Origin of the sequence: Afipia sp. DC4300-2b1 (genome assembly GCF_049895725.1) — a bacterium.
GTDB classification, from domain to species: domain Bacteria; phylum Pseudomonadota; class Alphaproteobacteria; order Rhizobiales; family Xanthobacteraceae; genus Afipia; species Afipia broomeae.
The window spans coordinates 413,449-427,376 of the sequence record NZ_JAFCSX010000003.1; the positions used below are offsets into that span (position 1 = coordinate 413,449).

A 13,928-nucleotide genomic window follows, 5' to 3' on the forward strand; every position below is an offset into this window, starting at 1 on the left:
TTTCGGAGTTGAGTTGATGTCTCGTCCTGTGCCGAAGCCAGGAATTCTCGATATTGCGCCTTACACGCCCGGCAAGAGCGGCGCCGGGCTGACCGGCCGCGTCTTCAAGCTGTCCGCGAACGAGACCCCGCTCGGGCCGTCGCCGAAAGCCATTGCCGCCTACAAGGCGGCCGCCGATCATCTGGAGGATTACCCGGAAGGCACCTCGCGCGCGCTGCGCGAAACCATCGGACGCACCTACGGCCTCGATCCCGACCGCATCATCTGCGGCGCGGGCTCGGACGAACTGCTGAACTATCTCGCGCACACCTATCTCGGCCCCGGTGACGAGGCGATCCACACCACCCACGGCTTTCTGGTTTACCCGATCGCGACCATGGGCAACGGCGCCATCAATGTGATCGCGGCGGAGAAGAACTACACCGCCGATGTCGACGCGATTCTCGGTGCGGTGACGCCGCGCACCAAGATGGTTTGGCTCGCCAATCCGAACAACCCGACCGGCACCTATGTGCCGTTCGACGAGGTCAAGCGCCTGCGCGCCGGACTGCCGTCGCATGTGCTGCTGGTGATCGACGCGGCCTATTCTGAATACGTCTCGAAGAACGACTATGAGGCCGGCATCGAGATGGTCGCCACCACCGACAACACGGTGATGACGCGCACCTTCTCGAAAATTCACGGCCTCGCGGCACTGCGCGTCGGCTGGATGTATGGCCCTGCCAACATCATCGACGCGGTGAACCGCATTCGCGGCCCGTTCAATGTCTCGACGCCCGCCTCCGAAGCAGCCATCGCATCGCTGGAAGACACCGAGCATCAGAACAAGTCCCGCGCGCATAACGACACCTGGCGCACCTGGCTGACCGATGAAATCGGCAAGCTCGGGCTTGAGGTGACGCCGAGCGTGGCGAACTTCGTCTTGATCCACTTCCCGCAAACGAAGGGCAAGACGGCGGAAGATGCCGACGCGTTCCTCACCAGGCGCGGGCTGATCCTGCGCGCGCTGAAGAACTACAAGCTGCCGCATGCCCTGCGTATGACCGTCGGCACCGAGGAAGCCAACCGCCTCGTGGTCGCAGCGCTTGCCGAATTCATGGGGCAGAAGTGAGCACCACACCCATGTTCGGGCGGATCGCGCTGATCGGCTTCGGCCTGATCGGCGGCTCGATCGCGCGCGCAGCGCGCGCTCAGGGGCTTGCCGGCGAGATCGTGGCCACAGCGCGTTCGCCGGCGACCCGCGCCCGGGTGCAGGAGCTTGGCATCGTCGATCGCGTGGTGGAGACGAACGCGGAGGCGGTGAAGGACGCTGACCTCGTGATCCTGTCCATCCCGGTCGGCGCGTGTGGACCGGTCGCGGAGGAAATTGCGCCGCATCTCAAACCGGGCGCCATCGTCTCCGATGTCGGCTCCGTCAAAGGCATGGTGCTGCGGGATATGTCCGCGCATCTGCCAAAGACCGTGCATTTCGTTCCGGCGCATCCCGTTGCGGGCACCGAACATTCCGGCCCTGATTCAGGCTTCGCCGAACTGTTCATCAACCGCTGGTGCATCCTGACGCCGCCGCCGGACGCCGATCCGGCCGCCGTCGAGAAGCTCGCGGCATTCTGGCGCGCGCTCGGCGCCAATGTTGAGACCATGGCCGCCGATCATCATGACCTCGTGCTCGCCGTCACCAGTCACCTGCCGCATCTGATCGCCTACACCATCGTCGGCACCGCCGATGAGCTGGAAGACGTGACGCAGGCGGAGGTGCTGAAGTTCTCGGCGGGCGGCTTCCGCGACTTCACCCGCATCGCCGCATCCGACCCGACCATGTGGCGCGACGTGTTCCTCGCTAACAAGGATGCCGTGCTGGAAATGCTCGGCGCGTTTCAGGAAGATCTCTCGAAGCTCACCCGCGCGATCCGGCGCGGCGATGGCGAAGCGCTGTTTGATCACTTCACGCGGACCCGCGCGATTCGCCGCGGCATCGTCAGCCTCGGGCAGGAAACCGCCGATCCCGACTTCGGCCGCAAGCACGCGAATTTGCCGAAGCCGGACGGGAAATAGATTACCTCTGATCTATCAAAACGTCGTTGCGAGCGTAGCGAAGCAATCCATTGCTAAATCAAAGTGGATTGCTTCGTCGCCATAGCGCGTCGAAAACGCGCGTAAACGCGCTAATGGCTCCTCGCAATGACGGAGAACTCAAAACAGCGGCGCGGTCTGCGCGATCCGCAGAGGGCCGATGGAAATCACGCCCTCGGTGAATTTCAACGGAAACGCCCGCGCGGGTTTGCCTTCGAGCGTCGAGGCCTGACCGAGCATGTTGATGCCCGCGACCACGCCGGCATTGGCGTTCTTGCGCGCGACATTGCCGAGGCCCGGAATCATCCGGTCGAGCGCACCGATTACCTTGTTGACGTCCTGTGCGCTGATGCCGGGCGCGATGCGATCGACTGACGATTGCGGCACGCCCTCCATCAACAGCTTGTCGATGCCAAGCTGCGATACGACCCGCTCAAGCCCGGCAACCGTCATCGTCAGTTCGCCGTCGAGATAACCGGCCGGCGTCAGGGCCAGCGAACCTGCGGCGACCGCGATGGTCTCGCCCTGCTGCACGCGGGACTGGGTGAAGTCGAGGCGGCCGCCCGCAGCCTGGATTTCGCGAAAGCGTTCGGGCCAGGGCTTCGGTGCAAAGTCTTTCAGGCCGCGCAGCAGCGCGCGGATGTCTGCGTCAAACGGCTCGGCGAGAATTGGATGCAATCCCTGCAGGTTTCCGGCTGTCACCTGAAGCGCGGTTTCCACCACGGGATTGTTGGACAACGAGCCTTCCAGCAGGCGCGTATGCAGCTCGAGATGTTTTGCACGCAACAGTGGCGACTGAGTTGAACCGCTCATGCGATCGAGCGCCGGATCGTCGAACACCAGCGAGACGCGCTGCGGCGTGGGCAGACCGGACGCGCTGGCACGGCCTGTGGTCCAGCCGGCGACGAACGACGGTGCTTCGCCCCGGCTTGCGACGGTAGCCGGGCCGGTGAATTCGGCGATGATTTTCGTCGGATCGTAAACTTGCGCGACGACCAGAATATCCTTCAGGCGCGCGGTGAGCTGGGTCTGGTCGGCGGTTTGCGACGTCAGTGTCACCACCGGATCGGTGCATCGGACTTCCATGCGGAAGGGGAATCCTGCGACCGAACGATTGGCGCATTCATAGACGCGGCCGGATTTCGCCTCGCGGGTGCGCCACTCGTCGAATTTCTCGTCGACATGAGACGCGGCATAGAACCAGAACCCGCTCCACGCCGCGGCTGCGACGAGGACCAGAACAGGCATCACGAAAACGGGCCAGAGGCGGCGGCGCGGAACGGCTGGAGATGTATGCATGGCGGGAGCTAGAGCACCGGAATCAGGCAATTGAAAGATGCACTGTTCTCGTAAATCGCTTTGAAGTCCATATGGTTGCACGCACGTCATCGGGCTGGTAGGCGTGATCGACCAGGTAAACAATCATGGCCGCAAAGATCCTTGCCGAATCCGAGTTTCCCGAGGGCGACCTGTGGGTGTTCGGCTATGGATCGCTGATCTGGAAGCCGGGTTTTGCTTTCCTCGAACAGAAGCCGGCGCGGCTGATCGGCGAGCATCGCTCGCTGTGCATCTACTCGATGGTCCATCGCGGCACCTACGAAAAACCCGGACTGGTGCTGGGGCTCGATCGCGGCGGAGCCTGTCAGGGCGTCGCGTTCCGGGTGGCGGCGGCTGAGCGAAAAGCCACCGTCGCTTACTTGCGCGAACGCGAGCAGGTCACCGGCGTCTACCGCGAAGTCATGCGCTCGGTCTGGCTCAAGGGCGATGCGCGCGTTAGGGCGCTCGCCTATGTCGCCGACCGCAGTCACGATCAGTACGCGGGACGTCTGACCATTGACGAGCAGTTACGGCTCGTCCGCCAAGGTCACGGCGCGTATGGGCCGAACGACGAATACGTCATTGCGACGGTAACCGCACTGGAGGCGCAAGGCATCCGTGACGCGCCGCTGCATCGTCTCGCGGCGATGCTCCATGGCGAAGGCGCCCTGCACCGCCACAGCTAGTCAATACGATCAGGACCTGACCGACGCTGCCACCGGCGCAGAAAAACCGATCAGGCGCACCTGTTCCTCGCGTCCCGCCTTCACCAGCCGATCGGTCGCCTCTTCGATCGCGGCTTGCAGGCGCGGCGTGAACTCCTGACGCTTCAGACCCGGCGGGATCGGATCGAGGAATTCGATCACGATCGTTCCGGGATAACGCAGGAAAGTCCGGCGCGGCCAGAACAGACCGGAATTCAGCGCGACGGGAATGCAGGGCACGCCGGCCTCGCCATAGATCAGGCTGACGCCATTCTTGTAGTCCGGTGGCGCGCCGACAGCGCGGCGCGTTCCTTCCGGAAAAATCAGGAGCTGACGGCCGCGCCTGATTTCCTCGGCGGCGCGCCTGGTGATGTCGATCAACGTGCGGCCGCCGGCGCTGCGGTTGACGCCGATCATGCCGGCCTTGAGCAGATACCAGCCGAACAGCGGCAGCCATGTCAGTTCGCGCTTGAGGATGTAAAGCGGCTGATCGAAGAATTGCAGCAGCGCGAAAGTTTCCCAAGCCGACTGATGTTTCGAGGCGACGATCAGCGGACCTTTCGGAATTTTATCGAGGCCGCGATATTCGACCCTGGTGTTGCAGATGATCCGCATCCACCAGATGCTCGTCTTGCCCCAGTTGGTCGCGATCCAGACAATGCCCGCGCGCGGCATCGCATACGTCGGGAGTCCGAGGATCACCCAGAAAGCAAGGTTCAGATAGAAAACGACATTATAGAGCAGCGAACGCAAAAATACCGAAACCATCGACAGACCTGATTAGTTAGCGGACGCAGTAGCCGGCTTCGATGGCGGGACAGCCTGTGTGCCGATTTCCGGCATGCCGCCCTGCCCCACGCCGCCGAAAGCGACCCGCGTCTGCGCAAAAACATACTTCGCGTATTCCGATAGCAGGAGCCGCAATGCGGCGCCACTCGTCCACCAAGGCTCCTCGCGCCATTTGTCGCCGACCACGGCAAACGGAACCAGTTCGATATCGGGCATGGCGTGGGACAGTTCAACGATGGCGCGCGGCATGTGATAATTCGACGTCACCACAATCAGGGAGTGGAAGCCGCGCTCGACCACCCAGCGCCGCGTCTCCGTCGCATTGCTCCGGGTATTGACCGCCGACCGGTCCAGATCGACGCAGCAGGTAAGCAGGCGCTGGCTGTCGGGCAGCGTGCGCTGAATATCGCTGTAGCCGTTGGTCGGGTGCACGCCGGAGATCAGCAGCCGGCGGCCGTATCCCACCGACAACAATTCCAGCGCGTCCGAGACGCGCGACGAGCCGCCGGTGAGAACCACGATGCCGTCGGCATTGCGCGACGGCTTTTCCTCGGACGGCGGCACCCGCGAGAGGAAGTCGACAAAGCCCAGTCCGATAAAGAGAAGAATTCCGGCACAGGCCAGCATCACGACGCGATGGCGCAAGCGCCCGTGCGTCGGCGTGGTATCGCGGCTGTGTGTGGTCTCGGGCAATCTCAACTCGCTCAGGCGCAGATCGCGTTGTCGCGCGGTTCTCAGTCTATATCAAAATCCGGCGCGGCTGTGGCCTCAAACGCCGCCAACACCATGTTTTGACAGGTTATCTTCAGCCGAAGCCGGCGCTTTCCTCGCCTGAAAACACACTCAGTCGATTTCTTCAAGGGTCGCAAACAGCGTTCGCCGCGAAGCCCACGCCGTGACTGCGGCGATCATCAGGGTCTGGGCGGCAAGCGCCAGATAACCCGAGGCCGGCAGCGCGAACGTCCCCAATAGCGCCGCGAACTGATCGCCCACCGGCGTCCCCGAGAACCAGTTTGCGATGGATTCCGAAAATCCGAATGTCAGCATCGCGGCGAGGCCCCCGATCAGCCCGCCCTCGAGACCCAGCCGCAGAAAATGGCGGAGGAAACGGTTGGCGATGTAGCGATCCTGCGCGCCCACGAAGTGCAGCACCTCGACGATCGGCCGGTTGGCTGCCATCGCACCGCGTGTGGCAAACGACACCGAGATCACGGTCGCCACGATCACGAGGATCAGAATGCCGGTGCCGGCCAGAACAATCGCGCCGGTCATCGATCGCATGCGCTCGATCCACGCACGATGATCGTCGATGGTGGCGGACGGCGCGGCCTGCGCGACACTGCGGCGCAGGGCCGCAAGATCCGGCGTCGAACCCGGCGCGACGCGCAGGACGATCACGCGCGGAACAGGAAGATCGTCGAGCGACAGTCCGGTGCCCAGCCACGGCTCCAGAAGCCGCGCCGACTCGGCCTTGCTGAACGGCCGCACTTCCAGAATTCCGGGCTGCGCACGCGCCGCATCGATGACGCTGCGAACATCGCGCTCGATGTCGCGGCCTGGCGAGGGCCGCAACTGGATCGTGAGTTCGCTGGAGACATCTGATTGCCATTCGGCGGCCGATGCGCGCACCAGCAATACCGCTCCGGTGGTCATCGACGCCAGATACGTCATGATGGCGACGACCGCGATCAGCGCGCGCCCCGAAATCGAGCCACGCGGGACGATCGGCGACAGGTTGCGCGCACTCGCCGTGACTTCCGACGTGTTGTCGCCCAGATCCATCATGATCTTGCGGTCATCAATCATAGATGTGCAGCCGCGATTCATGCAGCACCATGCGTCGCGCCTCGTATTGATCCATCAACGCGATGTCGTGGGTCGCGATGATGACGGCGGTGCCGGACTTGTTCAATTGAATGAAAAGACTGAGCAGCCGCCGCGCCAGCGACGGATCGACGTTGCCGGTCGGCTCGTCCGCCAGCAGCAGTTGCGGCCGGGAGATGACCGCGCGCGCAATCGCGGCGCGCTGCTTCTCACCGCCCGACAGGATCGGCGGCAGCGCATCCATTCGCTTGCCGAGACCGACCCAGTTGAGCAGATCGATGACTTCCTTGCGATAGCTGGATTCGCTGCGTCCCATGACGCGGAACGGCAGCGCGACGTTTTCATATGTCGTCATGTGGTCGAGCAGCCGGAAGTCCTGCAACACGATGCCGATGCGCGAACGCAGATCGGCGCGCGCATCCTTGTCGAGCAGCGACACGTCCTTCCCGAACAGATTGACCAGACCCCGCGTCGGCCGCAGCGACAGGAACAGCATGCGCAGCAGCGAGGTCTTGCCAGCGCCGGACGGCCCGGTGAGAAACTGGAATGAGCGGGCGGGGATCTGGAAGGTCAGGTCGCGCAGAATCTCCGGGCCGAGCCCGTAACGCAAACCGACATTTTCGAACCGGACCAATCTCAGCTCCGTTCGACATGACCGATGGAGACGCCGCCCGGGTGCCCCCGTTCGGCCGGCAACCGCAGCGACGGATGCCATAAAACGCTTTTGCGTCCGTTATGGTTTCCGATTCGTTAACGGACGCCAGATAGCTTCTAGCCGTCTGATTCCGGTGCGTTCATTCTGGCGATTCCATGCACATCGTTTGCCCCCATTGTACGACATCTTACGCGGTCGATCCGGCGAATTTCAGCGCGGCGGGGCGCCGCGTCCGTTGCGCCCGCTGCCAGGAAGTCTGGCTCGCCGTGCCGCAGGAACTGGCCTCGGCCATGTCCGGGTATGACGTGGAAGACTCCCCTCCGCCGGACGACTTTGACGGAAAGGATCGCGGATCGCCCGATTGGCACCGCAGCGATGTGCCGCATGTCGAAAGCCCATCCATTTCCAGTGAATGGCCGCAGCCCCCGGCCGCGCAACAGGCCGTCGAGGCCGACTGGACCGCCCTGGCCCAGCAGGAGGCCATGACCGATGCCCGCCCCGCCAAACCCTCCCGGTTCGGGAAGCTTGGCTTATCCCTCGCACCGTTCCTGAAGTCCGCGAACTGGGCAAAAGCCCTCCCCGGTGTGCTGACCTTGCCGACCGCCTGCATGGCGCTCGGCGCGGTGGTGTTCGCCCTGCTTGCCTGGCGCGCCGACGTGGTGCGCGCGATGCCGCAAACCGCCGCGTTCTTCAAAATGATCGGCATGGGTGTGAACCTGCGCGGCCTCGCCTTCGAGGATCTCAAGATCAGCACCGAGACAGTGAACAACAAGACGGTCTTGCTGATCGAGGGAGCCATCATCGATGTCGCACGCCGGTCGGTGGAAATTCCGCGGCTGCGATTCATCGTGCGCGATGCCAATGGCGCGGACATCTATGCGTGGAATGCCGTGCTGGAGCAGCCCGTGCTCAATCCCGGCGAGCGGGCATGGTTCAAGACACGGCTGGCATCGCCGCCGGCCGAAGGCCGCGAAATTGCCGTGAGGTTCTTCCACAAGCGGGATATCGCGACCGGAGGAACCTGAATGCCCCGCGTTTTGATCGCCGACGACGAGGAGTCGATGCGCCTGCTGGTGGCGCGTGCGATCGCCATGGACGGTCATGAGATTGTCACGGCGGAAGACGGCGCCGAGGCGCTTGAAATCCTGACCCGCGACGAGGGCGCGTTCGATCTTCTGCTGACCGATATCAAAATGCCGGTGATGGACGGAATCGCGCTGGCGCTGGCCGCCGCGCGCGATTTCCCGCGGCTGACGATTTTGCTGATGACGGGCTTCGCCGATCAGCGCGAGCGGGCGTCCGGGCTGGAAGCCATCGTCCACGACGTCATCACCAAGCCGTTTGCGGTGGCAGACATCCGCACGGCGGTTGCGGACGCGCTGGCGTCGCGCAGCGACTAGGTCACTCCGCCAGTTGCGAAACGCTCTTGCGTGGACCGAGCGTCAGCCGCGTCAGGATGAAAGCCGCGACCGCGCACACCGCAATCGTGGTCACCATCGGCAGCGCCGTTCCGTTGAAGAATGCGCTGGCGACAACGATCGTCACCGCGCCCGTGATCATCTGCAGCGTTCCGCCCAGCGCCGACGCCATGCCGGCGATCGGGCCATGATCTTCCAGCGACAGCACCATGGTGGAAGGAATCACCAGCCCAAGCCAGGCGTTGGCGATGAACAGCATCACAACCAGCACAACGAGGCTGTCGATACCGGCGGCGGTCACCGCAAACAGAGCCAGCGTCGCCACCGTGAAGCAGGTCACCGCCACCGACACCACCCGCGTGATGCCGAAGCGTGATGCAAGATATGCGCTGAACTGGGAAGCGCCGATGAAGCCGATGGCGTTGAGCGAGAATGTCAGGCCGTACTGGGTCGGCGTCAGGCCGAAGTGCCCCATATAGATGAAGGACGAACTGGCAAGGAAGGCAAAGAAGCCCGCCATGGCGAAGCCGCCGATGAATGTCAGCCCGAGAAAGCGCCAGTCGCGGAACAGTTCGGCAAAACCGTCAAGCACGCTGCGGACGCTGACTTCCACGCGTTCCTCGGGCGGCCGGGTCTCGTGAAGCACGAAAGCGACCAGCAGAAACGAGATAACCGATGCAACGGTGACGGCAGCGAATACGGAGCGCCACCCGAACGGGACGATCAGCCCGCTGCCGACCAGCGGCGCCAGGATCGGCGACACGCTGAACACCAGCATGACCAGCGACATCAGGCGTGTCGCATCGACGCCAGTATGCAGGTCGCGGATCACCGCGCGCGGAATCACCATCACCGCCGCCGCGCCAAGGCCCTGCACGAAGCGGAAGAAGATCAGCCACGCGATACTCGGCGCAAGTCCGCAACCGATGCTGCCGAGCGCAAAGACCACGATCCCGAAATAGAGCGGCGGCTTGCGGCCCACCATGTCGGAGACCGGACCATAGACGATCTGGCAGACCCCGAACGCCACGAAGAACGCCATCAGCGTCATCTGCGTGGCCGCGGTGGACGCCTGGAGATCCGCCGCGATCGCCGGCAGCGCGGGCAGATACATATCAATGGCAAAGGGCCCGATCGCGGACAGCAGGCCGAGCACGATCGCGTTCCTGGCAAAGCTTGATGATGTAGAAGACATGGCGTGACGTATCCTGAATATTATTGTCGTTTGTGTGAGCGGACGCGCGATCAGACCGCGTGGCCGGCATGTGAAGTTGTTGTGGCGGCCCGCGAAAAATGGTCAATGCCATGGAGAGCGCCGATGGCGTCAATCAAGAAACGGGACGGGACATGACCAAGGGACAACAGAAGGTCGCACTGGTGACCGGCGCGGCGCGCGGCATCGGGCTTGCCGCTGCGAAACGGTTTCTGGCGGAAGGCTGGCAGGTCGCGCTGCTCGACATCGAAAAAGATCTGCTTGCCCAGACTTTCAAGGCGCTTGCAGCACCCGAGACCACGCTGGCAATCCATTGCGATGTATCGGATGCCGACGCGGTCGCTGCGGCATTCAAGCAGGCGATCCAGCATTTCGGACGGCTCGATGCGCTGGTCAACAATGCCGGCATCGCGATCTTCAAGCCGCTGCTGGAAACGACGCAGGCCGATTGGGATCGCGTCCTGGCGGTCAATCTGACCGGTCCGTTCCTTTGCACCCAGGCGGCAGCGCCGCTGATGCGCGAGACCGGCGGCGGAGCGATCGTAAACATCACCTCGATTTCGGCGCTTCGCGCCTCGACGCTGCGCACGGCTTACGGCACGAGCAAGGCCGGCCTGGCTCATCTCACCAAGCAGTTCGCGGTCGAACTCGCCACGCTCGGGATTCGCGTCAACGCCGTTGCGCCGGGCCCGGTCGACACCGCGATGGCGAAGGCGGTACACACGCCCGCGATCCGCGCCGACTATCACGACACCATTCCGCTCAACCGCTACGGCCTCGAGGAAGAACTCGCGGAGGCGATCTTCTTCCTGTGCAGCGACCGCGCCAGTTACATCACCGGACAGATGCTTTGTGTCGACGGCGGATTCGAAGCCACCGGCATCGGCCTGCCGACACTGCGCGGCGAGGGCCGCAACGGCTGAGAACAGGTCACGTCCGCCATTTCGACGTTTAAGCGGCTGCGTCTCCCATGTGCATCGTTCTGCGGCTGCCGGTTCGCCGTGGACGGCCGGCTTCGATCCGGGATTGTCCCATGCCGTCGGTAATATCCGTGATCTGCCTCTGATATTCGGCAAACATCGCGGTCGAGATCCAGTCTTCGTAGTGATCTTCGGTTTCAAACACGCTGATGAGCAGAGCCGAGTTTCCATCGACGTCGCGGTAGACCCGGCCGCCGTGAAAACCGGGGACCCGGTCGGCGAAGCGATCGCGCGCAGCCCCGAGCAGGTTCGCCAGTTCGTCGATCTTACCCGGCTTGGGCGTGAAACTGTTGATGAGCACGAACGGCCGCGGCGGGCTGTCCTGTGATTGATTCCGATCCTGATACTTCGCTTCTGGCATGTTTCCATCTCTGATTGTCGGTCACTCACCACATTGCGATGCTTGCGGCGGCGATGAGGGCAGCCTAGAACCTCAACCATGGTTGAGGTCAAGCAACGATGAAGCAGAACAAACCCACCGGAATTGCACGGGAGCTGAGCGTCGGCGAGGTGGCTGAACGCTGCGGTGTCCCTGTCTCCACTCTTCACTTCTATGAATCCAAGGGACTGATTACGAGCTCGCGGAACCGCGGCAATCAGCGCCGCTATCCGCGAGCGGTGTTGCGCCGTGTCGCCGTCATCAAGGTGGCGCAGAGCACCGGATTGCCGCTGGCGACAATCCGCAATGCGCTGGCGTCGCTGCCGGACGGACGGGTCCCGACGGTCAGGGACTGGGCCAGGCTGTCGGCGGCGTGGCGCGCCGATCTCGACGACCGGATCGCCACATTGACCCGCCTGCGCGACCAGTTGAGCGGCTGTATCGGATGCGGTTGCCTGTCGCTGAAGACCTGCCCATTGCGCAATCCGGGTGACAAGGCAAGTAAGCGGGGTCCGGGCGCACGATTGTTTGATCGATAGCATGGACACCGCATCGCTCCGTCACTTTTCCGCAACCGCCTTCATGCTGGTCAGGCCCTGCTGAAACTGGCCGCCGACCATGCGATCCATCTTGAAGACCATGTGCATGATCTTCGCCATGTAGGGCGCCGGACCATGCATGGCCCAGGTCACGGTCGTCGTGCTGCCCAGCGGCCGCATGGTGAACTCGGCGATGTTGTGGGCCTCGAACGGGCTGAAGAAATCCAGCTTGATGACGATCTTCGACGGCGGCGTCGCATCGAGAATCTCCATGCGGCCATGGCCGATATTCTTGTTGCCGCGCCATTCGTACACGGAGCCCTTGCCGTTCGGTGCACCGCTGAAGGTCCGCTGCATGGCGGGATCGACATGCTCGTATGGCGACCATGATCCCCAGTTTTTGTAATCGTTGATCAGCGGAAATATCTTGTCCGCCGGTGCATTGATATCGATCGAACGTTCGATGCGGAACGTGTTCGGCCGTAGCGCAGCGAGGATCAGAACGATCGCGATCACGATCGCCAGGATGATGGCAATATACATCAGGGTCGTCATGCTACTCTCCGTCTCAGATGTGATTGAGTTCGGGCGTCAGCGACGCCAGGGAAAAATCAGACGCAGCCGCTCGTCGCGCAGGTAGAGCCCGCCCCAAAGCAGAATGCCCAGATAGACGCCGAACAGCGTGTGGCTGAACAGCGGGCTGCCGGCGCGCACGTGCACATAGATCGCGCCGCCGAGATATCCGGTCAGCAAAATCGCGCCGAGCACCGAGGTCCGCGGATACGCATAGAGCAGCGTACCAAGCAGGGTCAGCACACCCAGCGTCACCGCGAGATTCGTCGGAATACCAAGCTGGCGCGATGTCTCGACGACGACATCGAGCGGAATCAGCTTGATGACGGCGTCGAACAGCAGGAACACGATCACCAGGCCGCTGAGAACGCGTCCGGTCCACAGCGCCGTCGTCGAAATCGGAACAAGCTCGTTCATGGTGCCTGCTCCGGATGTCAGGCTTGCAGCGATGCGAGATACGCGGCGAGCTGATCCCACGTTCCGCCCCACCCCTGCGTCATGCTGGCGAAGTTGCCCTCGAAGGTCGCACGCTCTTCATCCGAGCCATTGAGCGCGACCGTGCGATTGACCAGCAGGGTCTTGCCGCCCTTATCGATGAAGGTTGCGGTTCCCAGCATTTCGATCGGCCATGTCGGCGCCATCGGATGACGAGAGAGACCGCCATCCTTGTCGGAAAACGAACTGACAAAGACCAGCCGCTCGGGCTTGACGATCTCGCGGAACACCCACCTGCCCCACATCTCGCTGCCGTCCGGCGCCTGCATGCCGTAGTGAAACGTCCCGCCCGGCCGGAGATCGAGATCGCCGACGAGCATCTTGAATCCCTTCGGACCCCACCATTTCATCAAATGATCGCTCTGGGTGAACACCTTCCAGACGAGGTCGCGCGGCGCATCGAACAGACGCTCGATGACGAATTCCTTGCTGTAGGTTTCCGCAATGGCGGATTGAGCTGAAGCCATTTTCTTTTCTCCGAAAGATATTGCTTTGGGCGCCGGCGATCAGGCGGCTGGCGCCGGCTGCGGATGCGCGAGGCTCCAGCCGTGGCCGAACGGATCGCGCACCTGCGCGTAACGCGCGCCCCAGAATGCATCCCAGGGCTCGAGGATCGATGTGGCGCCGGCGGCGATCGCGCGCTTGTAGGCTTCGTCGCAGTTCGGCACTTCGAGATGGATAAGGAATGTCGAGCCGCCGAGCTTGCCGGGAGATTCGGTCTTGCCGTCGCCGTGGCTGCAATACTCCGGGAAGTAGTCCATCAGATACACGGCCGCGCCGTTCACGGTCATCTGGGCGTGCATCAGACGCTTGCCGTCTTCCGCCGGCATGCGCAGCGTTTCGGTCGCACCGAAGGCCTTGCTGTAGAACGCCAGCGCATCGACGGCGGCATCGACAACGAGATGCGGAACGAGCGGGGGAAGCTGAACTGATTGGTCGGCCATGGGTAACTCCGATACTTTGGGGTGCTTG

18 protein-coding genes are annotated in these 13,928 nt (G+C 63.0%); 7 read left to right on the plus strand and 11 right to left on the minus strand.

Annotated elements, in window-relative coordinates:
- The first annotated feature begins 16 nt into the window (after positions 1 to 16).
- Entirely contained in the window at positions 17 to 1,111 is a 1,095-nt protein-coding gene (hisC, locus tag ACP7AL_RS14380; protein ID WP_425992291.1) for a histidinol-phosphate transaminase, read from the plus strand.
- Positions 1,108 to 2,052: a prephenate/arogenate dehydrogenase family protein gene (locus tag ACP7AL_RS14385; protein ID WP_425992293.1), complete on the plus strand. Its 945-nt coding sequence runs from the start codon at positions 1,108 to 1,110 to the stop codon at positions 2,050 to 2,052. Before hisC ends, ACP7AL_RS14385 begins: the two co-directional genes overlap by 4 nt.
- Before the next feature lie 138 nt (positions 2,053 to 2,190).
- On the opposite strand, the gene ACP7AL_RS14390 is transcribed toward ACP7AL_RS14385, so the two are convergent.
- Positions 2,191 to 3,318: a DUF2125 domain-containing protein gene (locus tag ACP7AL_RS14390; protein ID WP_425992295.1), complete on the minus strand. Its 1,128-nt coding sequence runs from the start codon at positions 3,316 to 3,318 to the stop codon at positions 2,191 to 2,193.
- Positions 3,319 to 3,494: 176 nt separating this feature from the next.
- Here ACP7AL_RS14390 and ACP7AL_RS14395 point away from each other — a divergent pair, with 176 nt between their 5' ends.
- Positions 3,495 to 4,073, plus strand: a complete 579-nt coding sequence (locus tag ACP7AL_RS14395) for a gamma-glutamylcyclotransferase (protein ID WP_006018825.1) — start codon at positions 3,495 to 3,497, stop codon at positions 4,071 to 4,073.
- A 9-nt stretch (positions 4,074 to 4,082) separates the two neighbouring features.
- Here the strand turns inward: ACP7AL_RS14395 and ACP7AL_RS14400 are convergent, their stop codons facing one another.
- The 4 genes from ACP7AL_RS14400 to ftsE all read right to left on the minus strand — a co-directional run bounded on the left by ACP7AL_RS14400 (position 4,083) and on the right by ftsE (position 7,338).
- Positions 4,083 to 4,859 (minus strand): lysophospholipid acyltransferase family protein, encoded by a 777-nt coding sequence (locus tag ACP7AL_RS14400; RefSeq protein ID WP_425992298.1) that lies wholly within the window; start codon positions 4,857 to 4,859, stop codon positions 4,083 to 4,085.
- 12 nt (positions 4,860 to 4,871) lie between these two features.
- Positions 4,872 to 5,507: a YdcF family protein gene (locus ACP7AL_RS14405; RefSeq protein ID WP_081758565.1), complete on the minus strand. Its 636-nt coding sequence runs from the start codon at positions 5,505 to 5,507 to the stop codon at positions 4,872 to 4,874.
- 216 nt (positions 5,508 to 5,723) lie between these two features.
- Positions 5,724 to 6,686: a cell division protein FtsX gene (locus ACP7AL_RS14410; RefSeq protein ID WP_425992300.1), complete on the minus strand. Its 963-nt coding sequence runs from the start codon at positions 6,684 to 6,686 to the stop codon at positions 5,724 to 5,726.
- Positions 6,679 to 7,338, minus strand: a complete 660-nt coding sequence (gene ftsE, locus ACP7AL_RS14415; RefSeq protein WP_006018821.1) for a cell division ATP-binding protein FtsE — start codon at positions 7,336 to 7,338, stop codon at positions 6,679 to 6,681. The genes ACP7AL_RS14410 and ftsE overlap by 8 nt, the downstream gene beginning before the upstream one ends.
- A 176-nt stretch (positions 7,339 to 7,514) precedes the next feature.
- Between ftsE and ACP7AL_RS14420 the strand changes: the two genes are divergently transcribed.
- Together ACP7AL_RS14420 and ACP7AL_RS14425 are read left to right on the plus strand one after the other, a co-directional pair.
- Positions 7,515 to 8,384, plus strand: a complete 870-nt coding sequence (locus ACP7AL_RS14420) for an MJ0042-type zinc finger domain-containing protein (protein ID WP_425992302.1) — start codon at positions 7,515 to 7,517, stop codon at positions 8,382 to 8,384.
- Positions 8,385 to 8,759: a response regulator gene (locus ACP7AL_RS14425; RefSeq protein ID WP_425992304.1), complete on the plus strand. Its 375-nt coding sequence runs from the start codon at positions 8,385 to 8,387 to the stop codon at positions 8,757 to 8,759.
- A 1-nt stretch (position 8,760) separates the two neighbouring features.
- Here ACP7AL_RS14425 and ACP7AL_RS14430 read toward each other — a convergent pair whose 3' ends face one another.
- Entirely contained in the window at positions 8,761 to 9,972 is a 1,212-nt protein-coding gene (locus ACP7AL_RS14430) for a multidrug effflux MFS transporter (RefSeq protein WP_425992306.1), read from the minus strand.
- Positions 9,973 to 10,124: 152 nt separating this feature from the next.
- Here ACP7AL_RS14430 and ACP7AL_RS14435 point away from each other — a divergent pair, with 152 nt between their 5' ends.
- Positions 10,125 to 10,913 (plus strand): SDR family NAD(P)-dependent oxidoreductase, encoded by a 789-nt coding sequence (locus tag ACP7AL_RS14435; protein ID WP_024919523.1) that lies wholly within the window; start codon positions 10,125 to 10,127, stop codon positions 10,911 to 10,913.
- A gap of 28 nt (positions 10,914 to 10,941) precedes the next feature.
- Here ACP7AL_RS14435 and ACP7AL_RS14440 read toward each other — a convergent pair whose 3' ends face one another.
- Positions 10,942 to 11,331 carry an antibiotic biosynthesis monooxygenase family protein gene (locus ACP7AL_RS14440; protein WP_006018816.1) on the minus strand — a complete coding sequence of 130 codons (390 nt, stop codon included), beginning with the start codon at positions 11,329 to 11,331 and terminating at the stop codon, positions 10,942 to 10,944.
- Between the two features lie 98 nt (positions 11,332 to 11,429).
- On the opposite strand from ACP7AL_RS14440, the gene soxR reads away from it, so the two are divergent.
- Positions 11,430 to 11,888, plus strand: a complete 459-nt coding sequence (soxR, locus tag ACP7AL_RS14445) for a redox-sensitive transcriptional activator SoxR (RefSeq protein WP_425992309.1) — start codon at positions 11,430 to 11,432, stop codon at positions 11,886 to 11,888.
- A 21-nt stretch (positions 11,889 to 11,909) separates the two neighbouring features.
- Here soxR and ACP7AL_RS14450 read toward each other — a convergent pair whose 3' ends face one another.
- From ACP7AL_RS14450 to ACP7AL_RS14465, 4 genes are read right to left on the minus strand one after another with little or no spacing between them, the layout of a single operon-like run.
- Positions 11,910 to 12,443 (minus strand): SRPBCC family protein, encoded by a 534-nt coding sequence (locus ACP7AL_RS14450; protein ID WP_006018814.1) that lies wholly within the window; start codon positions 12,441 to 12,443, stop codon positions 11,910 to 11,912.
- 36 nt (positions 12,444 to 12,479) lie between these two features.
- A complete protein-coding gene (locus tag ACP7AL_RS14455) occupies positions 12,480 to 12,878 on the minus strand; it encodes a DoxX family protein (protein ID WP_425992312.1) in 399 nt (132 codons plus the stop codon).
- Between the two features lie 17 nt (positions 12,879 to 12,895).
- Complete coding sequence (locus ACP7AL_RS14460; protein WP_425992314.1) at positions 12,896 to 13,423, minus strand: SRPBCC family protein; 528 nt, start codon at positions 13,421 to 13,423, stop codon at positions 12,896 to 12,898.
- A gap of 39 nt (positions 13,424 to 13,462) precedes the next feature.
- On the minus strand, positions 13,463 to 13,900 hold the full coding sequence (locus tag ACP7AL_RS14465; protein WP_425992316.1) for a VOC family protein: 438 nt from the start codon (positions 13,898 to 13,900) through the stop codon (positions 13,463 to 13,465).
- Positions 13,901 to 13,928 lie beyond the last annotated feature (28 nt).